The 21,641-nt window shown below is 61.8% G+C and carries 17 protein-coding genes and 2 tRNA genes; 11 read left to right on the plus strand and 8 right to left on the minus strand.

What is annotated here, in order from left to right:
- The first annotated feature begins 31 nt into the window (after nt 1-31).
- From uppS to FPL22_RS07740, 7 genes are all read left to right on the plus strand, one after another.
- A complete protein-coding gene (gene uppS / locus FPL22_RS07710; RefSeq protein ID WP_144229512.1) occupies nt 32-775 on the plus strand; it encodes an undecaprenyl pyrophosphate synthase in 744 nt (247 codons plus the stop codon).
- Nucleotides 776-789: 14 nt separating this feature from the next.
- On the plus strand, nt 790-1,617 hold the full coding sequence (locus FPL22_RS07715) for a phosphatidate cytidylyltransferase (RefSeq protein WP_144229513.1): 828 nt from the start codon (nt 790-792) through the stop codon (nt 1,615-1,617).
- Nucleotides 1,618-1,631: 14 nt separating this feature from the next.
- Nucleotides 1,632-2,816 carry a 1-deoxy-D-xylulose-5-phosphate reductoisomerase gene (gene dxr / locus FPL22_RS07720; RefSeq protein WP_144229514.1) on the plus strand — a complete coding sequence of 395 codons (1,185 nt, stop codon included), beginning with the start codon at nt 1,632-1,634 and terminating at the stop codon, nt 2,814-2,816.
- 17 nt (nt 2,817-2,833) lie between these two features.
- Nucleotides 2,834-4,258, plus strand: coding sequence for an RIP metalloprotease RseP (rseP, locus tag FPL22_RS07725; RefSeq protein WP_144229515.1), 1,425 nt, complete (start codon nt 2,834-2,836; stop codon nt 4,256-4,258).
- A 60-nt stretch (nt 4,259-4,318) separates the two neighbouring features.
- Nucleotides 4,319-6,379 carry a (E)-4-hydroxy-3-methylbut-2-enyl-diphosphate synthase gene (gene ispG / locus FPL22_RS07730; RefSeq protein ID WP_144229516.1) on the plus strand — a complete coding sequence of 687 codons (2,061 nt, stop codon included), beginning with the start codon at nt 4,319-4,321 and terminating at the stop codon, nt 6,377-6,379.
- A gap of 528 nt (nt 6,380-6,907) precedes the next feature.
- On the plus strand, nt 6,908-8,293 hold the full coding sequence (dnaA, locus tag FPL22_RS07735) for a chromosomal replication initiator protein DnaA (RefSeq protein ID WP_144229517.1): 1,386 nt from the start codon (nt 6,908-6,910) through the stop codon (nt 8,291-8,293).
- A 92-nt stretch (nt 8,294-8,385) separates the two neighbouring features.
- Complete coding sequence (locus FPL22_RS07740; RefSeq protein ID WP_144229518.1) at nt 8,386-8,907, plus strand: hypothetical protein; 522 nt, start codon at nt 8,386-8,388, stop codon at nt 8,905-8,907.
- 148 nt (nt 8,908-9,055) lie between these two features.
- On the opposite strand, the gene FPL22_RS07745 is transcribed toward FPL22_RS07740, so the two are convergent.
- Entirely contained in the window at nt 9,056-9,943 is an 888-nt protein-coding gene (locus tag FPL22_RS07745) for a helix-turn-helix transcriptional regulator (protein WP_144229519.1), read from the minus strand.
- 149 nt (nt 9,944-10,092) lie between these two features.
- Between FPL22_RS07745 and FPL22_RS07750 the strand changes: the two genes are divergently transcribed.
- Both FPL22_RS07750 and FPL22_RS07755 read left to right on the plus strand, forming a co-directional pair.
- A complete protein-coding gene (locus FPL22_RS07750; protein WP_144229520.1) occupies nt 10,093-10,863 on the plus strand; it encodes a ThuA domain-containing protein in 771 nt (256 codons plus the stop codon).
- Between the two features lie 97 nt (nt 10,864-10,960).
- On the plus strand, nt 10,961-12,025 hold the full coding sequence (locus FPL22_RS07755) for a Gfo/Idh/MocA family protein (RefSeq protein ID WP_144229521.1): 1,065 nt from the start codon (nt 10,961-10,963) through the stop codon (nt 12,023-12,025).
- A gap of 69 nt (nt 12,026-12,094) precedes the next feature.
- Here FPL22_RS07755 and FPL22_RS07760 read toward each other — a convergent pair whose 3' ends face one another.
- From FPL22_RS07760 to FPL22_RS07770, 3 genes are read right to left on the minus strand one after another with little or no spacing between them, the layout of a single operon-like run.
- Entirely contained in the window at nt 12,095-13,273 is a 1,179-nt protein-coding gene (locus tag FPL22_RS07760; RefSeq protein ID WP_144229522.1) for a glucoamylase family protein, read from the minus strand.
- Between the two features lie 4 nt (nt 13,274-13,277).
- On the minus strand, nt 13,278-15,344 hold the full coding sequence (gene ligA, locus FPL22_RS07765) for an NAD-dependent DNA ligase LigA (protein ID WP_144229523.1): 2,067 nt from the start codon (nt 15,342-15,344) through the stop codon (nt 13,278-13,280).
- A complete protein-coding gene (locus tag FPL22_RS07770) occupies nt 15,341-15,796 on the minus strand; it encodes a VanZ family protein (protein ID WP_238991340.1) in 456 nt (151 codons plus the stop codon). Before FPL22_RS07770 ends, ligA begins: the two co-directional genes overlap by 4 nt.
- Before the next feature lie 103 nt (nt 15,797-15,899).
- Here FPL22_RS07770 and FPL22_RS07775 point away from each other — a divergent pair, with 103 nt between their 5' ends.
- Complete coding sequence (locus FPL22_RS07775) at nt 15,900-17,714, plus strand: tetratricopeptide repeat protein (RefSeq protein WP_144229525.1); 1,815 nt, start codon at nt 15,900-15,902, stop codon at nt 17,712-17,714.
- A gap of 24 nt (nt 17,715-17,738) precedes the next feature.
- Here the strand turns inward: FPL22_RS07775 and FPL22_RS07780 are convergent, their stop codons facing one another.
- The 4 genes from FPL22_RS07780 to FPL22_RS07795 form a co-directional block, all read right to left on the minus strand.
- A complete protein-coding gene (locus FPL22_RS07780; protein WP_144229526.1) occupies nt 17,739-18,689 on the minus strand; it encodes a hypothetical protein in 951 nt (316 codons plus the stop codon).
- 124 nt (nt 18,690-18,813) lie between these two features.
- Nucleotides 18,814-18,890: transfer RNA gene (locus FPL22_RS07785), tRNA-Pro, on the minus strand.
- A gap of 126 nt (nt 18,891-19,016) precedes the next feature.
- Nucleotides 19,017-20,573, minus strand: coding sequence for a hypothetical protein (locus tag FPL22_RS07790; RefSeq protein ID WP_144229527.1), 1,557 nt, complete (start codon nt 20,571-20,573; stop codon nt 19,017-19,019).
- Nucleotides 20,574-20,651: 78 nt separating this feature from the next.
- Nucleotides 20,652-20,736: transfer RNA gene (locus FPL22_RS07795), tRNA-Leu, on the minus strand.
- A 76-nt stretch (nt 20,737-20,812) separates the two neighbouring features.
- Here FPL22_RS07795 and FPL22_RS07800 point away from each other — a divergent pair.
- Entirely contained in the window at nt 20,813-21,568 is a 756-nt protein-coding gene (locus FPL22_RS07800) for an RsmE family RNA methyltransferase (RefSeq protein WP_144229528.1), read from the plus strand.
- The last annotated feature ends 73 nt before the right edge of the window (nt 21,569-21,641 follow it).

Consider the following 21,641-nt stretch of genomic DNA (forward strand, 5'->3'; position numbering starts at 1 on the left):
CGCCGTCACGCCCTAACTCGCTCCTCCGCCCATGCCTGTCACGCCCGCCCAAGTCCCTGCCCACGTCGCCATCATCATGGACGGCAACGGTCGCTGGGCCAAACAACGAGGTCTCCCGCGCATCGAAGGCCACCGTCGCGGGGTCGAAACCGTCCGCAGCATCATCGACGCCGCCAAGGAGCTCGGCATCCGTTATCTCACGCTTTACGCTTTTTCCGTCGAGAACTGGAAGCGTCCGCAGGACGAGGTCGGCGCGCTCATGTCGTTGCTGGAATATTTCCTGAAACGCGAAACCGCCACCTTGGTTAAAAACAAGGTCCGCCTGCTCACCATCGGCCGCACGCAAGATCTGCCCGAGGTCGTCCGCCGCCAGCTCGACGCCGCCATCGCAGCCACGGCCGGCTTCACCGATCATACGCTCGTTCTCGCGCTCAACTACGGCTCGCGCACCGAGGTGATCGACGCCGCCCGCGCCTATGCCACGGCCGTCGCCGCCGGCGAGATCAGCCCCAATGACAGCTCGTGGGAGACGTTCGCCCGCCACCTTTACACCCGCGATCTGCCCGACCCCGACCTCGTCATCCGCACTTCGGGCGAACACCGCGTCAGCAACTTTCTCCTGCTTCAGGCCGCCTACGCCGAATTCGTGTTCACTCCCGTGCCCTGGCCCGATTTCACCAAAGCCGATCTCGTCGCCGCCATCGAAGTTTACAACAAACGCGAACGCCGTTTCGGCCAGACCAGCGAACAGCTCAAACCCGTCACCACCGCCTGATCCCGCCAACCACCATGGCCAAACGTATTTTCAGCACCGTCCTCCTCTGGCTCATCATCCTGGCGACGATGTATTTCTTCCAGGCACGCGGCGGCATCGTGCTGCTCGTCCTCGTTTCCACACTCACCTTGCGTGAGTTTTACCAGATGGTCGTTCGCATGGGCCACGCACCCTTCGCCCGCATCGGCCTGCTCTTCGGTGCCGCCATCACGCTGGCCCCGGTCGCCGTCGGCCACTGCGCATTGATCACTCCGGAAAACCTCCTCGCCGTCGCCGCGATCTCCTTCGCGATTTTGATCATCAGCGCACGCACGCCGGAAAATCGCGTCGAGTCCCTCGGCTGGACGCTCTTCGGCCTGGTTTACGTGCCGTTCATGCTGCAATTCCTCGTGCGCATCCTGCTCATCGAGGGACCTCACGCCGGCACCGGACTCGCCCTCGTGCTCTGGCTCATCGCCGTCTCAAAATTCTGCGACGTCGGCGCGCTTCTCAGCGGCATGGCGTTTGGCAAACACAAGATGGCCCCGGTCATCAGCCCCAAGAAAACCTGGGAAGGCGCCATCGGCGGTCTGATCACTTCCGCCGCCCTCGGCGCCGGCATCGTGTATGCGTTTGGCCAATACTTTCCCGCCACCCTCACGCCGTTGGTGGCCGCCGCCATCGCGCTGCCCATCGCCGCGCTCGGCATCATCTCCGATCTCGTCGAATCCGTGATCAAGCGCCGCGCCAACACCAAGGACTCTGGCGCCACCATCCCCGGCATCGGCGGCATGTTCGACCTCTCCGACAGCCTCATCCTCACCGCGCCCGCCGGCTACCTGATCTTCATCAGCCTGTTGTGAGTCGAACGCCTCTCGTGCCCACCGCCTCTCGCAAACGCGTCGTCCTCCTCGGCGCCACCGGCTCCATCGGTGAAAACACCTTGCGCGTGATCGCCGCGCATCCCGACAAACTCGAACTCGTCGCCATCGCCGCGCGTGGCAATTGGGAAAAACTCGCCGCCATCGCCCAGAAATTCCGCGTGCCTCACGTCGGTTTGTTTGACGACTCCGCCCTCGCCGCCGCCCGCACGTCCGCCGCGTTTCCTGCCGGCACCGTTTTCCACGGCGGACTCTCCGGCCTCACCGATCTCGCCCGCCTGCCCGAGGCCGACACCGTCCTCGTCGCCGTCGTCGGCACCACCGGTCTCGAACCGGCGCTCGCCGCCCTCGCCTCCGGCAAAAATCTCGCCCTCGCCTCCAAGGAAATCCTCGTCCTCGCCGGCAAGTTCGTGATGGCCGCCGCTCGTGCCTCCGGTGCGCAACTCCTGCCGGTCGACAGCGAACACAACGCCGTTTTCCAGTGCCTGCAGGGTCATTCCTCGGCCGACATCGCCCGCATCACGCTCACCGCCAGCGGCGGCGCGTTTCGCGATTGGCCCGTCGAACGTCTCGCGCACGTCACCCCCGCCGACGCGACCAAACACCCCAACTGGTCGATGGGCCCCAAGATCACCGTGGACTCCGCCACGCTCGCCAACAAAGGCCTCGAACTCATCGAAGCCCGCGAGCTCTTCGGCCTGCGCGCCGACCAGTGCCACGCCGTCATCCATCCGCAAAGCATCGTCCACGCGCTCGTTGGTTTTAACGACGGCTCGACCCTTGCCCAACTGTGCCCGCCTTCGATGACGTTCCCGATCCAGCACGCGTTGCTGCATCCGGCCCGCGCGCCCGGCACCGACGCCGCCCTCGATTTCAGCCAACTCCTCTCGCTCGAATTCCGCCCCATCGACGAAACGCGCTTCCCCATGATGCGCCTCGCCCGCGAAGCCATGCATGCCGGCGGAGTCGCCCCCGCCATCTACAACGCCGCCAACGAAGTGGCCGTCGCCGCCTTCCTCGCCGGCCACGTTCCCTTTGTTGCGATTCCACACGTCGTGGATAAAACTCTGGCCAAGCTCGATTCCTTTGAACCTTCCGACCTCGCCGCAGTCCTAGCCGTTGACGCCGAAGCCCGCCGCGTCGCCACTTCCGAACTCCCCGCCCTCAGCTCCCAGCTCTAGACTCTCAGCTTTCCCGTATGGACATCTTCCACACCCTCTTCTCCAGCGCCTGGTCGATCCTGCTTGTTGCCGTGTTTTTCGGCGGCTCCATCTTCGTCCACGAGCTCGGCCACTTCCTCGCCGCACGCCGTCGCGGTGTCATTGTGGAACGGTTCTCCATCGGTTTCGGTCCCAAGATTTTTTCATGGAAGGGCAAGGACGGCGTCGAATACCGCCTCTCATGGCTGCCGCTCGGCGGTTATGTCGCCCTGCCGCAGCTCGCCGACATGCGCGGCATCGAAGGCGAAAGCCACGCCGATCTCAAAAAGACGCCTCCGCCCAATTACTCCACGCGCATGATCGTTTTTGGCGCCGGCGCATTCTTTAACATCATCTTCGCCTTCGCCCTCGCCTGCATCATCTGGGGCGTAGGTCTGCCCACGAGCAGCGAACAAGCCACCACCCGCATCGGCTACGTTGTGGATACGGTCACCACGTCCGACGGCGCCAAGGTCACCAGTCCCGCCGTCGAAGCCGGTCTGCGCATCGGTGACACCGTGCGGGCCATCGACGGACACAAAATCGAAACCTGGCAGGAACTCATGCAGGTTCTCCTCACCAGCGCCGGCCGCACGACCGACGGCACGCGCCGCGAAGCCATTTTCACCATCGAGCGCGACGGCCAGCTCCTCGATCTTACCGTTCACCCCGTTCTCGCCGGCAATGAAAAAGACCGCCGCGTGGGCATCGCACCGGGTTACGAATTGGTCATCCATCAGGCCGCCGCCGGCAGCTTCGGAGCCACCGCCGGTTTCCAGCCGAAGGACCGCCTCGCTGCGTTGAACGACACTCCCATCCTCAACATCCAGACCTACGGCGACATCCTCAAAGCCACCGCCGACCAGCCCGTGCGCGCTCTCGTAAAACGCGGCGAAGGCACCGTCACCCTCACCATCCCCGCCCGCACCGGCAGCAAGGACGCAACGGAGCTCGGCCTGTCCTTCACGACCGACTCCAGCCTGACCTATCCGAACCCGTTCAAGCAGCTCGGCGACAACATTTCGATGACCTACCGGACGTTCGCCAGTCTGGTCAACCCGCAGTCCGATGTCGGCATTTCGAAGCTCAGCGGTCCCGTCGGCATCGCCCGCGTCTTCCACATGGCTGCGCAGGCCGACATCCGCTACGTCCTCTGGTTTACGATTCTGGTCAACGTGAACCTCGCTATCATGAATCTCCTGCCGATCCCGGTATTGGACGGCGGCCACATGCTCTTCGCCACCATCGGAAAACTTCGCGGCCGCAACCTGCCCGCCCAGTTCATCGCGACGACCCAAAGCGTGTTCATGGTCCTGCTCTTCTCGATGATGATTTACGTGAGCTTCTTCGACGTCCGCCGCTGGAACCGTGACTCCCGCGCCGAACGTGCCGAGCAAACCGCCCCGGCCGAGCCCGCGAAGTAAATCAGGCTTCATCATTGGTCACTGGACATTAGACGGGAGTCATTCGAGCGTTAGCTCGCCATGTCCTACTGCGCATCCCGTTTTCACACCGTCCGTCGTCTCACGCATGAAGTGATGGTCGGTCAGGTCGGCGTCGGCGGCGTCAACCCCGTCCGCGTCCAGTCGATGACGACCAGTGACACGCAGGACATCGCCGCCACCGTCAAGCAGTCCATCGCGCTGGCCGAGGTCGGCTGCGAAATCATCCGCATCACCGCGCCCAACGTGCCCGCCGCGAAATGCCTTAAGGACATTCGCGAGCAATTCAGCGCCGCCGGCTTCGGCCACATCCCGCTCGTGGCCGACATTCATTTCCTCCCCTCGGCCGCCATGGAGGCCGTCGAACACGTCGAAAAAGTCCGCGTCAACCCGGGCAACTACGCCGACAAAAAGAAATTCGCCGTCAAAGAGTATTCGGATTCCGACTACGATCTCGAACTCCAGCGTCTCCACGAGTCCTTCTCCCCACTGGTCCTTCGAGCCAAGACGCTCGGGCGCTCCCTGCGCATCGGCACCAACCACGGGTCCCTCTCCGATCGCATCATGAATCGTTACGGCGACACGCCGCTCGGCATGGTGGAGAGTGCGCTAGAGTTTCTCCGCATCGGCGAAAGCCACGGCTTCAAACAGATGATCCTCTCGATGAAGTCATCGAATCCGAAGGTCATGATCGAGGCCTACCGCCTGCTCGTGGAGCACATGAACCGCGCCGGTATGAATTACCCGCTCCACCTCGGCGTCACCGAGGCCGGTGACGGCGAGGACGGTCGCATCAAGAGCGCCATCGGCATCGGCAGTCTCCTCTACGACGGACTCGGCGACACCATCCGCGTCTCGCTCACCGAGGACAGCGTTTACGAAGTGCCCGTCGCCCAGGCACTCGTCAAAAAAGCCATGTCGCTGTGGCAACCTCCCTCGACGCTCACCGCCTCGCCATTCGCCCGCTTCACCGCGACGGCGGACGCGATTGATCCGTTCCATTTCTCGCGACGCCCGGTTCAGTCCCTCCCGCTGTCCGCCACCGCCCCGGTCGGACCTGAACAACCGCCTCGTGTCATCGTGCGCGCGGCTTCGATCGACGCGTTGCCCGAAACCCTCACCCAACTCGCCTCGCCTCGCCTCGCCGACACGCCCGCCGAAGGCGTGCTCATCGCCATCGACAGCGCCTCCGACCTGCAAGCCGTCGCCCGCATCCTCGCCGCAGCAACCCAGCCACCTATCGCCGTGCTTGAGTTGTCCGCCTCACTGGCACCCGCCGCCGTCGCCGCCGCCTCCGAGGATTTCAAATCACCCGCGATTTTCCTGCGCAGCTTTGGCGAGGATGACGTCGAACCGCTGCTCTCATTCGTAGAGTTCACGCGCGCCCGCGGCCACACGCTCGCCATCGCCACCACCGCCTGCGCCCTCGCCTCGCTCGCCCCCGCCCTGCCCGCGCTCGGCGACGACCGCCTCATCTTCACGCTCTCCAATCCGGCGGCCTCGCTGGGCAATGCGCACCCTCATCCCACCGGCGCCTACCGCGCCCTCGTCGAGCAGCTCCGTCTCGCCGGCTCGCGCGCTCCGCTCTGGATTCGCAACACCGCCGCCACCACCGTCCACGGCGATCCGTCCTTTCTCTCGCGTCTGCTCGACGCCGCCATCCTCACCGGCTCGCTGTTGTGCGACGGACTCGGCGACCTCGTTTCCATCGAGACCGAAGCCGACGCACCACGCGCCACCAAGGTTGCTTACAACGTCCTTCAAGGCGCCGGCGCGCGCATCTCGAAAACCGAGTTCGTCGCCTGCCCCTCCTGCGGCCGCACGCTCTTCGATCTGCAAACGACCACGCAACGCATCCGCGCCCAGACCGGCCACCTGAAGGGCGTGAAGCTCGCCATCATGGGATGCATCGTGAACGGCCCCGGCGAGATGGCCGACGCCGACTTCGGCTACGTCGGCGGCGCGCCCGGCAAGATCAACCTCTACGTCGGCAAAACCTGCGTCCAATACAACATCCCTCAGGTCGAGGCCGACGCCCGCCTTATTTCTCTCATCAAAGAACACGGCAAATGGTTCGATCCGGCGCCTGTCACCGCCCCGTAACCGGTTCGTCACTCCGGCTCCAAAAACCGCCTGACCCGTCAAGCCTTGGTCACACATTCGTTGCAATTCGCAGTGATTACCTAGGTAAAATAAGCCGCGTAATGCCGGAGCCCCTACAACCCCGCAGTTTTTTTGCCTCTGGCCCGAAAGTTGCGTTTTCGTGGCAAACAAAAAACCAAAAAACTTATCCGCAAATACGATGTGAATAACTTGTCGGAAAGTTGCTCTTGAAACCCTTTTCCGCTTCACCGTTATTCGCTCCCCGCCCGCTTCAACTGGGCTTTCCGTTCGGTTCTTTAACACGTCCTTTTCGAGTCCACTCCGGCACCCCTCGCGCCCCCAAGCGCAACCTGCTGTCCGTCAAATAATTAATAAGCCCTTAAAGCTCCTTTGATTTACTGGCGGCCCGCCTCCCCCCTTTTCTTTGTTTGGTGCCTGGTTTTATTCGTGATGACGTGCCTCTGACCGCCCTCGGATCGCCCAGTGTGAATAATCCCAAATCTCGCACCTTCTTTCGTCCTCACGTCCATGCCTTCAGCCGTCACGTCTCCGAACCTTTGGGAAACCGTCAAAAGCGATTTCAAAGGGCTTTTCCCTGAAGACGTGTATCAACTGTGGTTCGAGCCCATCACGTGCCTCGAAGCCGGCGAAGACACCTTGGTCCTCGGCGTTCCCAACGATTTTGCGGCGATTTGGATCAACGACAACTACCTCGATCTGATCGTTCAGCGCCTGCGCCTGACCTCCGGCCGCCTGATCGACGTCAAACTCAAGAAGTCCGGCGCCGTCACCGGCAACCCGTCCCGCACCGAATCCGAGGTTTCCGCCCCCCGCGCCAAGCCCGCCGCCCCCAAGCGCACCACCCGTTACGACGAAAAGGGCACCGCCTACGTCGGCTCGCTCAACCCGCGCAACACCTTCGAAACCTTCGTCGTCGGCTCCAACAACCAGATGGCGCACGCCGCCGCCATGGCCGTCGCCCAGTCTCCCGCGCAGGCCTACAACCCTCTCTTCCTCTACGGTGACACCGGCCTCGGCAAGACGCACCTGATGCACGCCATCGGCCACGCGATCCTCCGCGCCAAGCCCGACACCAAGGTCGCCTACCTCTCCACGGAAAAATTCACCAACGAGTTCATTCAGGCCCTCCAGGAGAACCAGCTCACCAAGTTCCGCCAGCGCTACCGTTGCGTGGACATCCTCCTCGTTGACGACGTGCAATTCCTCGCCGGCAAAGAGCGCATCCAGGAAGAATTTTTCCACACCTTCAACGACCTCTTCGAGTCGGGTAAGCAGATCATCCTCTCCAGCGACCGCCGCGCCGCCGAGATCCAGAAACTCGAAGCCCGTCTCGTCTCCCGCTTCGAATGGGGACTCCCTGCCGACATCCAGGCCCCCGATTTCGAGACCCGCCTCGCGATCCTCCGCACCAAAGCCGCGACCCTGAAGTTCAGCATCCCCGCCGATGTCGCCAACTTCATCGCCCAGCACATCGCCAAAAACATCCGTCGCCTCGAAGGCGCGCTGATCAAGGTCGCCAGCTACGCCACGCTTACCGGCAAGCCCATCGACATGGCGGCCACCGAGATGCTGCTGCAGGACGTCTTGATGGAGCAGGCGCAAAACCAGCTCACCATCGAGATCATCCAAAAGAAAGTCGCCGATCACTACCAGATCCGCCACAGCGACATGACCAGCAAACGTCGCCCCAACAACATCGCCATCCCCCGTCAGATCGCGATGTATCTAGCCCGCTCGCTCACCAAACATTCCCTCCAGGAAATCGGCGACGCCTTCGGTGGTCGCGATCACGGCACCGTCATCCACGCCTGCAAATCCGTGGACAACATGCTTGAGCAAGACACCACCGCCCGCGGCTCGATCGAGTTCCTCCGTAATCAACTCAGCCGCTGATCGATTTTTAACCGCAGATTACGCAGATAGTCGCAGATAAGATTTTGAATCTGCGCCCATCTGCGTAATCTGCGGTTAATTATTTTTCACCCATGAGCCTCACTCCCGAACAATCCGCCGCCGTCTCCACGTGGGTCGCCTCCGGAGACAACCTCTCCGTCATCCAGAAAAAGCTCCGCGAAGAGTTCCAAGTTGCCATGACCTACATGGACGTCCGCTTTCTGGTGGACGACCTCAACCTCCAGCTCAAAGACGCGCCCGCCAAGGTGGATACCAGCGACGTGAGCAAAACCCAACCGAAGGCCGCCCCCGCTGGAGCCGCGACGCCCTCCTCCCCATCCGACCAGCCTCCCGGCGAAGATGACCTCGCCGACGAAGCCGCCCTCCCCGGCGGCAGCGTGATCTTGGACGTGGACGGCGTGACGCTCATACCCGGCGCCATCGCCAGCGGCAAAGTGACCTTTAGCGACGGCGTGACCGGCAAGTGGATCATCGACAACCAAGGCCGCCCCGGCTTCACCGAAATCAGCCAGCCCGGTTACCGCCCCACGCCCGAAGACGCGAAGTCCTTCATGAACCAGCTCGAAGCCGAGCTCCAACGCCGCGGCCTCTGAGCACAAAGGTTCACGCGATCCCCCAAAGCCCGACGCGCCCCGTCGGGCTTTTTTTACGCCCAACACCCTGCGCCTGTTTTCCCGCCCCTAATATCCTAGTGTTCAGCCAGAGCCCGGAACACACCTTTGTAACTTAATACGTTACAAACTACCCCGTGACGCTCCGGCGTTCCACCACGCGCCACTCCCTCGGAGTCATGCCGGTATGCGTGCGAAACACCCGGATAAAATACGAGGCCGTGCTAAACCCGCACGCCCAGCCCACCTCGGCCACATTGTAGCGAGCATCCGCCAGCAAATCCTTGGCCAACGTCACCCGCTCCTTCGTGATCCACGTTGTCAACGTGACCCCGCGCTCACGATGAAACTGCCGCGATAGCGTATCCGTCGCGCATCCCGCCGACGCCGCCAGCCGCTCCACCGACAGCTCCGGATCCGCCAGCATCGTCCTCGCCAGCTTCTCCGCCTCGCGCACAAACGGCGACCGCGCATCGCTCACCACCGCCGGCCGGTGCAACTCGCTGAGCAACGTCACCACAAACGCATCCACCAGGCCCGCCACATAACGCTCGCGGTGCACCACCGGCACTTTGTCAGCCTCCGCCACATCGTCGAGATAGCGAAACGCCTCCCGCCCCCGCACACTCACCAACCGCTCCGATCCCCAGCCTTGAATCTCGCGATCCGCCGTAGCCCGCCCGCGATGCAGCACAAAACCTTCCTGCGCGTGGATGCACACCAACACGCCATAAGGCGTGCGCCGGTCCACCGGAGTTTCCGCATGAGGCACGCCCCGCGGCATCACCGCCAGTTCTCCCGCGCCCAGCGTGAAACGATCCGCCGGACACTCGAATACCGTCGCCCCGCCCGTCTGCACAAACAGTTCCGGCACCGGATGAAAGTGAGACCGCGGGCGTTTGCGATGCAGCTCCACCGATTGCGGCACGCGCACCCTTGTCTTGCCCGCACGCAGCCGCACCAGCGCCGATTCGAGGTCCCGCTCATACGCCGCTTGTTGCTCGGGGATATTTATCACGAAGTCGGATTTTTACTATAAATCACAGGTAAATACGATATCCGATTATTGCCCGTTTTCATCCAACACCCTTCCATGGACCGCGTTTACCTAGGGAATGCATTCCGGCTCCCTAACCCAACAAACCCCGTCCACATCGTAAAAGTGTTATGAGCAAAACCATCCGCGTCACCGTCTGGGGCGAATTCCGCCACGAGAAAAAGAACCCTAAAGTCGCCGCCCTCTACCCGCAGGGCATGCACGAAACCATCGCGGACTTCCTCCGCCCGAACACCGACTTCACCGTGCGCACCGCCTGGCTCGACCAGCCCGAGCACGGTCTCACCGATGCCATTCTCGCCGACACCGATGTGCTCATCTGGTGGGGCCACATGGCCCACGGTGACGTGCAGGACGCCATCGTTGCCAAGGTCAAAACCCGCGTGCTCGAGGGCATGGGCCTCATCGCCCTTCACTCCGCCCACTACGCCAAGATTTTCAAAGCCCTTCTCGGCACCACCTGCTCCCTCAAGTGGCGCGAAGCGACCGACAAGGAACGCCTCTGGAACATCAATCCCGCCCATCCGATCACCCAGGGCATCGGCGAATATTTTGAAATCCCCGCCGAGGAAATGTATGGCGAACCCTTTGGCATTCCCGAGCCCGACCAGTTGATCTTCATCTCCTGGTTCACCGGCGGCGAAGTCTTCCGCAGCGGTGCCACCTGGCAGCGCGGCAACGGCCGTATCTTCTACTTCCGTCCCGGCCACGAAACCTACCCGACCTACCACCAAAAAGAGGTGCAGATGGTCATCACCAACGCTGTTCGCTGGGCCCGCGCCACCGTGTGCATTCCCGACGTCTGCCCCAACGCCAAGCCGCTCGAGCCGCTCCCGGATGACACCGAAGCCGCCGCCCGCCCCACCATCGGCCACAAGTAATCGTTACAAAACCTGAAACTTGAGACCTGAAATCTGAAAACAGTCCGCTGCATTTCAGGTCTCCGGTTTCAATCTTCACCCCTTCACTTTCCCCTTCATGCCTTCTCCTAAAAAATCCTCCGTCCGCATCGCCATCATCGGCACCGGCGGCATGGCTGCCAACCACGCCAAGCGCTTCAAAGAAGTCCCCGGCTGCACCCTCGTCGCCGCCGTCGATGTCAGCCGTGAACGCGTTGAGAAATTCGCCGCCGATCACGGCATCCCCGCCACCTTCCTCTCGCTGGACGAGCTCCTCAAGGGTGCCGAATTCGATGCCGTGTCCATCGTCACGCCCGACCCGTTCCACGCCGCGCAATCCATTCAGTGTCTCAAGGCGGGCAAACACGTTCTCTGCGAAAAGCCCCTCGCTCTCAACCACTCCGACGCGAGCAAGATGGTCGCCGCCGCGCAAAAGGCCGGGGTCATCAACATGGTGAACCTGTCCTACCGCGACTGGCCCGCCATTCAGGCCGTCGCCAAGGTCATCGCCGCCGGTCGCATCGGCGAGATCCGCCATGTCGAGGCCAACTACCTCCAATCCTGGCTCCCCAGCAAGATCTGGGGCGACTGGCGCACCACGCCCGCCTGGCTCTGGCGCCTCTCCACCAAGCACGGCAGCCGCGGCGTCCTCGGTGACGTGGGCGTGCACATCGTCGACTTCGCGACGTTCCCCGCCGGCCCGGTCAAAAACGTCTACTGCAAGCTCAAGACCTTCGACAAAGCCCCGGGCAACATCGTTGGCGAATACACGCTCGACGCCAACGACTCCGCCGTGATGACCGTCGAGTTCGCCAACGGCGCGCTCGGCACCATTCACACCACCCGCTGGTCGGGCGGACACGCGAACCGTCTGTTCCTCAAGATCTCCGGCACCAAGGGTTCGATCGAGATCGACTCCGAGCGCTCCACCACGAGCTACAAGTTCTGCGCCGGCCACGATCTGGACAAAGCCCAGTGGATCACCATCGACACGAAGCCCACGCCCAACAACTACGCGCGTTTCATCAAGAGCATCCGCACCGGCAAACAGGACCAGCCCGACTTCGCCCGCGGAGCCGAGGTTCAAAAGGTCCTCGACGCCTGCATCACCTCCGACGCCAAGGGTCGCCCGATCAACGTCTGAGCAACCTCAGGCATCCTGCCTCACGCAACGGTCTCACGCCGGCCTCTCCCCGAGGCCGGCGTTTTTATTTTATTGCGGACGCCACGGCTCCATCAGCTTCCACACAAAACCCGTCCGCAGGTTCTCCGCCATGAGCAACGTAATGCCTTGATCGATCCCGATGACATCCGTGCCCACCCAGCCCGTCACCGGATTAAACGCATCGGCAAATCCATACGGTCCGTAAACGGTTTCACCGAAGCGCGCGTGCATCGTCCGCAACGCCGCCAGGCATTCCTCGGGCGCAAAGGGTAGCGATCCCGCCGCCGCGCAGGGCACCACCGTGCCGTCGATGCGCGTATCCGCAGCTCCGATACCTTGGCCGTTCACCGGCGGACCACCCCAGTCCATGTAGCCCGCCGCGCCATCCGACGACGTGAGCCCCCAGACATTTTCATCGTAACCCGGATAATGCCCGCGCAGATCGATGCAAAACTGCCGCTGCGCCAGCGTGGCCTCGCGCGCGTTCTCAAAAAAATCCACGCCCGTCACCGAGTCCGCAAACCCGCGCCAATCCAGCCACGCCTGCGGAAACTGGTGCACGAACAACGGCGGATGATGCAAAAACCGCCGGCCCGCATACGTCACCCACGGCATGCGTTTCCAAGCCGTCCATGCACTCGCCGGCAACGGATGCGTCGGCGAAGCCATCGCCAGCCGTGTCATGCCCCAATGCTCCGAAAACTGATTCCAGCTCCACGGGAAGAATCCTTTCTCCGGAGTCCAGCCGTGGCAGATCAAACCCTCTTCGTTCGTCATCCACGGCCAGTCAACGCGGTCGTAAAGTTCCTGCGCCAACGCCGCCGTCTCGCCGCCAAAATAACGCCCCGCCGACAACGCCCCGAACAGCCCCAGCGCCGTGTCGATACTCGACGCCTCGCAATTCCACGCCCGCTCGCAAGTCGCCGCATCAATGAAGTGATACCAAAACCCATGCTCGTGCGGCACCCGGTCGCGCAACGTGCGCAATGTCTGGTTCACGCGCGTCTGCGCATCCGCCCGCGATTCCCAGCACCGCTCCGCGCCGATCGCCAGTGCGGTCAGACCGAAGCCTACCGCGGCCACGCTCGCCATCCCGCCCGGCTTTGACCCATCCGCGCGAGCCCGATCCGGAATCAGCCCGGTGTCCGCATGCGCCGATTCCCAGAAAAGCCGGAATGCCCGTCGTTCAAGATCTTCAAGAAAGGCATCGTCTGAGGGGTTGAGCATAAAATTAATTTTCACCGATCAGTTTCAAAAACTCCGCTTCATCGAGAACCGGAACGCCGAGCGACTTCGCCTTCTCCAGCTTCGATCCGGCTTCTTCACCCGCCAGCACGTAATGGGTTTTCCGCGACACGCTCCCGCTGACTTTCCCACCGGCGGTCTCGATTTTCTCGGTCGCCTGTTCACGTGACAACGTCGGCAACGTGCCCGTGAGCACCACGGTTTTACCGACCAGCGCGCCACCCGCCGCGGCTTCCGCCGGAGGCGTGGGCGCCAGCCCCGCCACCTGCAACTCGGCCACCATCGCCCGATTCGTCTCCTCCCCAAACCACTTGCGAACCGCCTCCGCAGTCTTCTCTCCGAAACCTTCGATCTGCACCAACTCATTCAAGCCCGCCGTCGCCAACGCATCCAGCGAACGGAACCGGCGCGCCAGATCCTTGGCCGACGCTGCACCGACCTGCGGAATCCCCAGTCCGTGAATCACGCGCCACAAATCCGCGGTGCGCCGCGCCGCGATACCATTGACGAGATTCGTAGCCCACACTTCACCGGACTTTTTGAGCGGCAACAAATCTTCCACCTTCAATCGGAACAGGTCAGGAATCGTTTTGATCAGCCCTTTTGTGAGCAACAAATCCACGACTTCTTCGCCCAAGCCGTCGATGTCGAGACTAGCCTTGGATGCGAAGTGCTCGATCTTGCGACGCACTTTTTCGGGACACGCGACATTCGGACACATCCACTTCACGCCGCCTTCTTCGCGAACCAGCGGAGTTTCGCACACCGGACATTCCGTCGGGAAAACATACGCCACGCATTCCGGCGTGCGCTTCGCCATAACGACCTCGATCACCGCCGGGATGATCTCACCCGCCTTCTCAACGAGCACGAAATCACCCACGCGCACATCCTTGCGCGCGATTTCATCGGCGTTATGCAACGTCGCGCGTTTCACTGTAGTGCCTGCGAGCAATACCGGCTCCAGCTCCGCAACTGGCGTCACCGCACCCGTGCGGCCCACTTGGAGCGAGATCGCATTGATCCGCGTCTCCGCGCGATCCGGCGCGAACTTGTAGGCGCATGCCCAGCGTGGCGACAACTTGCGCGCCGCCTGCCCGGCTCCGCGATAACCCACGACAGCCTGCTGTAAAAATTGATCGAGCTTCACCACCGCACCATCAGTCGCATAGGCAAACCCGCGGCGCATCGCGTCCAACTCGCCGATGGACGCCCACACCGCATCGATGCCGCGCACCGCCCAGAATTTTTCAACCACGGGCAATCCCCACGCGCGAAGTTGCGCCTGAAACGATGACTGCGAATCGAAGCCCGCCTGTATCGGTTTACATGCACCGAGCCCGTAGAGCACGATCTCCAGCCGACGCGTCGCCACTAACTTTGAATCCAGCTGCTTGATCGTCCCCGCCGCGAGATTACGCGGATTCGCGTAGAGCGCCTCGCCGGCTTCTTCCTGGATTTGGTTGATACGCGTAAACTCTGCATCGCGCAAAAAAATCTCCCCGCGAATCTCGATCACTTCAGGAAATGCCGCGGTAACAAACAGGTCATCACCGGACTTCTCGTCCGCCTTCAACGCATGGGGCAGGCCCCGAATCGTCTTCACGTTAGCGGTGACATCGTCGCCTTCCTCGCCGTCGCCGCGCGTCACGGCACGCATCAGTTTTCCATTTTCGTAAGTCAGGCTCACGGCGACACCGTCGATCTTCGGTTCAACCGTGTAAGCAAGATCATCGCTACCGATCGCCTTGACGAGGCGGGCGTGAAACTCCCGCAGCTCCGTCTCATCGTAAGTGTTGTCCAGCGTGGTCATCGCCATCCGGTGCTTCACGCGCACAAAGCCCTCGCTGCGATCATCGCCTACGCGTTGGGTCGGAGTTTCGCCCGCTGCCAACTCGGGAAACTTCGTCTCCAGCTCAGCGAGTTCTTTCTTCAGTGCATCGTATTCGAAGTCACCAATCTCAGGCCGCGCCTCGCGGTAGTAACGCTCATCATGGCGGACGAGTTCGGCACGGAGTTGTTCAATGCGGGCTTGGGCCTGGGCGGTCGTCATAGGGCGGACACGGTTTTCGCGGAAACAAGCACGGCTTCAATCTTCGGTTTACGTTTCCACAAAGGCGTTTCGAGCAGGCGGCGATACCAGGGCCAGAACGTGTAAACCGTCACCGCCACCACAGCGCCGATCGTGTCGGCGATCCAGTCCGCCAGCTCCATCGAGCGGCCGGGTGTGAGGCTTTGGCGCAACTCGTCCGACACTCCGAAAAGCGACACGATCACCACGGCCCACCACGCGTGACCTCCACGAAACGGCCGGAGCACCAGCGTCGCCATCAAACCAAACACCGAAAAATGGGCGACTTTGTCGAAGTTCACGATACTCGTCGCCGCCACTTGGCCATTACCCGAAGCCCACACAATGGTCGCGGCCAGAGCGACGGCATAGGCCCATTGCCAGCGTGAAGGTATTTTGGAGATCAACACTCGCGTCATGCTTGATTCGCGCACGGCAAAATCCAAGGGATAATCCAACGCATATTCTCCACCGTCGGCGTAACCCAGCTTGTGATTTCCGGGCGTCGTCGATCAGCTGATGTGCACCACGTCCTCCATGAGCACTTCGCAACACCCCGACGACCGGCCGGACCGCTTGGACGACAATTCATTTTCCAAACGCATGGCTCGGCGTCTCGCGCGGCTGCAAGAAAACGGGCCGCGCGATCTTTGGTGGCAGTTACTCGATCTGCTCGAAAAATACCGCGCACTCCGCCTCGCCCTCTATGCCACCGCGCTGCTGATCGTTCTCGGGTTCGTGACATCGATCTGGGTTTACCCGTGGTGGCGCCAGCGCACCGCCGTCAGCATGGCCCGCCAATGGCTCGAGGCCGGCCGCCTCGACCAAGCCTCAGAATTTATTCAGACCGCCCTCAAGGTCGCGCCCGAGCGCCCCGAATCGTGGAAACTCGCCAGCGACCTCGCCCGCCGCCTCGGCAACCAAGCCAGCGCCACGGGTTATTCGCGGAAAGCCGCCGAACTTGCCCCGGAGGACAAAGACCTCGTGCTTGCATGGGCGGCCGACGCCTTGCTCTCGAATCAGCCCGAAGAAACCGAACGCGCCCTCGCCACTCTTCCCGCCAACACTGTCGCCGAATCCTCCCACGCGCAGCGTCTCCTCGGCGAACTCGCCCGCCGCAAAATCGACCTCACCACCGCGAGCAACCACTTCGAACAGGCGCTGCGCATCGACGGCCCCGGCACGGCGATCGACGAGGTGCCGCTCGGAACTATTTTGCTGAAATCCCGTGATCCCGTCGAACGCCAGCGCGGCCTCGACCTGCTGATGAAATGGACCACCAGCGTCGAATGGGGCGCCAACGTCCTGCGCACGCTGCTCTCCGATGCGCTCCTGCGTGATGATCGCGCCGCGATGTTACGTTGGGCCGATGCGCTTCGCGGCCATCCTCGCTGCACCTTGGGCGACATCCCCAACTGCCTGCGAGCCCTTTCCATCTCGAACGAAACCCGCTTCGCCGAAGCACTGGCCTTGATGGAGAAACACCACGCGGTGGACCCGGGAAATATCGCGCTGCTGGTGAGCTGGCTCAACCAAATCGGCCGCAGCCGCGAAGCCGTCACGTGGGTGAAGACGCTCCCGCCCGCACTGACACGGAAACCGCCGGCATCCGTAGGCATCGCCGAATCACTGCGCCAGTCCGCAGATTGGGATGCGCTTCTGGAGTGGACCGGACGCGCTGACTGGGGACGCGATCTCGAGGCTGTCCGTCTGTGCTACACATTAAAAGCCGCGCATGAGTCCGGCCGAAAAGAAACGGAAAAGGAATTATGGAGCACGCTGCAGACGCGTGCCGGCACGGATGGCGAACGCACCTTATTCACCGCCGATACCCTCTACAGCTGGGGTCTGCGCGACTACGCACTCACCCTGCTGTGGTCGGCCGCCGATGATCCCGGCATCGCGGTTCAAGTTTTGGGCACGCTCGCCCGCCACTATCAAGTCGAGCTGAATGCCGACGGCCAATATCGCGTCTTTAAACGGCTGAACTCGTTGCGTCCCCAAGATACGGCGATCGCCAACAACTACGTTTTCTTCGCCGCTCTCACCGGCAATGATCTGCGCAAAATCGAGAATCTGGCCGCCGCCAACTTTAAGCAGGCTCCCGACAGCCCGGTCTATCGTTCGACTTATGCGTTCGTGCTGTGCATCCGAACCCGTGCGCCCGAAGCGCTCGCCTTGCTCAAACCCGTCTCGGCCGACTGGCAGAATACTCCCGTGGTCACACTCGCCTACGGACTCGCCCTCGCCGGAACCGGCCGGAACGCCGAGGCGCGCACGGTGCTTTCATCGCTTTCCACGGACACCCTGACCCAGCAGGAAATCGCCCTGATTGAGAAGGCCCTCAGGTAGCACGGCGGGCATCGCCCGAAAAGCTCAGGCGGCAAACACCGGAGCCGACGACCGGCGACCGCGACGCAAAGAGAACGCGCCATACAAACCCACCGCGCCGAGTAACGGCAGCATCGTGCCTACTTCGGGAACAGGATTGCCGTTGATGGTCGCCAAGGCACCGACCTGATACACCAAAAGACCGCTGGGATTAAGGTCCGCATTGGAGCTGCTTCCATCGACGCTGTTCGAATTGCGAACCACGATCGTCAGGTAGTTGGTGCCGATGTTAAAAGTCGTGTTATCCGCACTGCTCGAACCGTAGTTCTGCAGGCTGACCGCCGTAGTGTTGTTCCATGCAGCGGTGCCGGAAGCGGAAATGCCATAATCGGAAGTAATCGAACCGCCACTACTCACGCTCACCTGATTCTTGCTGACATAAATATCGTAAGAATCGTCCGCCGCGATCGTCAGGCTGATTGAAATATTATTCGTAGCCACGCCCGAGCCCGTGCCGACGATGGTGAAGGCAAGTTGATAGACGTAGAACGCGCTATTGCTGCCGCTAGTGCCGTTACCGGGCAGAAAGTCACCACCGGCATTGGCCGTGCCACCTGTCGCAGTCGTCATGGCACCGGGAGCTGTGATCCATTGGGCCGAACTGGTGTTGGGGGTGTAGGCACCGTCGATATAATTATTGGCACCGCCGCTGTTGGCCGTGCTGCTCAAAACATAAGCTCCGTTAACGCTGGTATACGTGGTGTCGGCGTAGCTGTTGTTCGACGTGCTGCGATAACGCGTGCCGTTCACATAGGCATACGTCACATCCCAATGCGCATCGCGTCCGCCGCCCGACTGCAAGCTACCCGTGCTCGTCTGACCCGTATAATACAAACCGGCGATATCAGTTGCTGAACCAGCAGCCTGAACCTCGACAGCGCCCAAACCCAAAAAGGCGAGCGTTACAGCGAGCAAAGAGTGACGGATCAGCTTCACAACGCAATAACTAGGGTCTTCACCCTATACTTCAACATCTATTACGCAGTCCAACTCTAGAAATTGATAAACAATGACTTTCACCGAAAACGCTTACAAATAAACCGCTAAGCGGCGGGGAAAATGGTCGGGATGGTGAGATTCGAACTCACGACCTCTTGCACCCCATGCAAGCGCGCTACCAGGCTACGCTACATCCCGAGAACCAAGGAGGGGTCACAAAGCCGGACGCCTGCGCCGGAAGCAAGCGGTTTTTTCGGTAATTCCCCGCCGCAGGCTGCACCGGCGAGTTCGACCGATGAAACCTTCGGCGAACCCGCGGCAACCTCACCAACGTTTCAAACGCACCGCCCTACCCGACTTCGTGACGACCACGATTTCCTTATCCGTGGAGCGGATGATCAGCTTCGTGTAATCCTCTCCATCCACCGGCGTAAGCGAGCGGATGTATTTATCCGATCCGACCAGTTGCCCATAACGTGCGGCCGACACTCCGGTTTCCAGCATGTGCTGCTGAGCCGCGGCATCGAGCTGTCGCAGATTGTTGATGATCGCCTTCTCTTGCGAAGCCATGCGCACCTTCTGAAAAGCCGGGATCGCCATCGCCGCCATGAGACCGACCGTCACCGGATTGTAGACGCCGATCATCGCGACATCCTGTTTAAGCGAACGATGCCAGCGGGCGCGGTAAAGAATACCTTCGGGCAGATTGATGCGCACCGCCACCAGCGGCTGCGGAGAGGCCGGCAGGCTCGCCAGGATAAAATCCATCCCCTTCAACGTGTCCGCCGGCAACTCCGGGTTCAGCAACTTGAGACGGCGCAATTGGTCGAAAAATCGCGGACTCACATAGGTGACGCCATTACCGCGGTCACCCAGTTCAGCCAATGCGTCCATAAACGCGGGCGTCTTCGCGAGACCACCGGTGCTGCCCAGTGATGCCTTCAAAAACTCCATGTCCGACGCGACGTAGAGCGCGCCATTCTCCACAGCCAGCACCGGCTGCAAACCGTCGATCGGCAACGCCGCCTTCAACTCGTAGAACCGGATCAGTCCTTCTTGTGAAGCCGTGAACACCGGCAGGCCGGACAACGCCGGTTCCAGCGCCGCCGCCAGCCCGTCGACACGCACGAGAAATTGCGTGTAAGGCATCGTGAACGGCTTCGGCCCGGGAAGCGTCACCGTGCGAACCTTGTCGGTGCGCAACACCACGGTCGCCCGTCCCTTGAGAGTTTCAATCAACGCCAGCGGAGTGATCCCCAGCCCCGACTTGTCCAAGCGTAGTTGAGATTCAAATACATCGGCCTGCGCCTCTCCAGCCACGCGGACGATCAGCGAACGAATCGCCGCATAAAGCGCCGGGGCATCCACATCGGTTTCCGCATAGAGATCGGCATCGGCCGGTGCCAGCCGCGCGTTAACGAAGGGAGTCGGCGCGCCACCCAGGCCCGCCAGCAACCCGCGCCGTCCGTCCGGCGTGTGCAAATACACACGATTGCGGAATCCGCCGCCGGCCGAAGGCACCGAGCTGAACCCCACCGCGCGCACATCATTCAAACCGAGGTCGGTGATGATCTGCGTGAAGTCCTGCTTCAGAAAAGGCGCGGCAGGCGACTGCTGCTGCGCAAGCGTATCGCCCAGCGTGCGCAGATAAGGAACGACCTTGAGGATGTCTCCGTCGATATCCACATAGCCGTAAAGCGTGCCACCGAGTTCCAGCTGCGCGTTCACCGCCTCAAAATGCCGGCTGCGTTCCGTGACGGGAACCAGAGCCACTTCGCCGGCCTTGGTCGTTGCCGCGCCCGCTCCGGGCTCCTTGGGTTTACATCCTGCGAACAGGATTACGAATGCGAGTAAACCAGTCCCGACAAAGGTAAGTTTCATTACCATCATGAGTTGCCACTTTTCAGCTCGGGAAAAGCAGAAAATGCCGATCTATTGCAAAATCGCGCGTTTTTTCGTTGGTGCCCAGGGTGGGAATCGAACCCACAAGGATTTCTCCGGAAGATTTTGAGTCTACTGCGTCTGCCAATTCCGCCACCTGGGCGGCACCGAAACGAGCCGTCAAGCTACGTCCGCCCCCAAGCTTGTAAATGGAAAACTCAAACGTTCCACTCGCCCGCATGTCAGACTTTCGCGTTTTCGCACCGGCGCCCGCCCAAGACACCATCTCCCTACCGCCTGCCGAATCGCATCATCTCGTCACCGTCAACCGTGCCCGCACCGGTGATACGATCATCGCTTTCGACGGTCGCGGCACCGAATGGACGTGTGAACTCACCGATGCCCGCAAATCCGGCGCCACCCTGCGCGTCACGGCCACACACACCCGCGCGCCCCTGCCCTGCGCCATCACGCTGGCCCAGGCGCTGCCCAAGGGCGGCGTCATGGATGACATTATCCGTCACGCCACGGAGCTCGGCACCGCGCGCATCGTGCCCCTCTCCACCGAGCGGACCCAGGTTCATCTCGACGGCGACCGCTCAGATAAAAAAATCGAGAAATGGCGCACCACCGCGCTTGAAGCCGCCAAACAATGCGGCAACCCGTTCCTGCCGGAGATCACCGGCGTGCAGTCGCTCAACGATTTCCTCGCGGGCGATAGCGTGCGCGGCGCGGAACTCCGGCTTGTAGCCAGCCTGCACGACGGCGCGAAATCACTAAAACGCGTGCTCGTGGATTTCCGCGACGCACACGAAGGCCGTTCACCGGCCAATGTCATTTGGTTGGTCGGGCCCGAGGGCGATTTCTCACCTGCAGAAATGGCTGCCATAACTGCCGCGAGCGTTGTGCCCGTCACGCTCGGTCCGCTTGTGCTTCGGTGCGATACGGCCGCCACCGCCGCCCTCAGCGTGTTGATCCACGAAACGACGGCGTGAAAGGATGTCGGACCTCCTGGTCCGACCCTGGCCATCTCAGCAGGCTCTCACGCGTTCGAAGGGACGGACCGGG

This window comes from Rariglobus hedericola (assembly GCF_007559335.1).
In the GTDB taxonomy this organism is placed as follows: domain Bacteria; phylum Verrucomicrobiota; class Verrucomicrobiia; order Opitutales; family Opitutaceae; genus Rariglobus; species Rariglobus hedericola.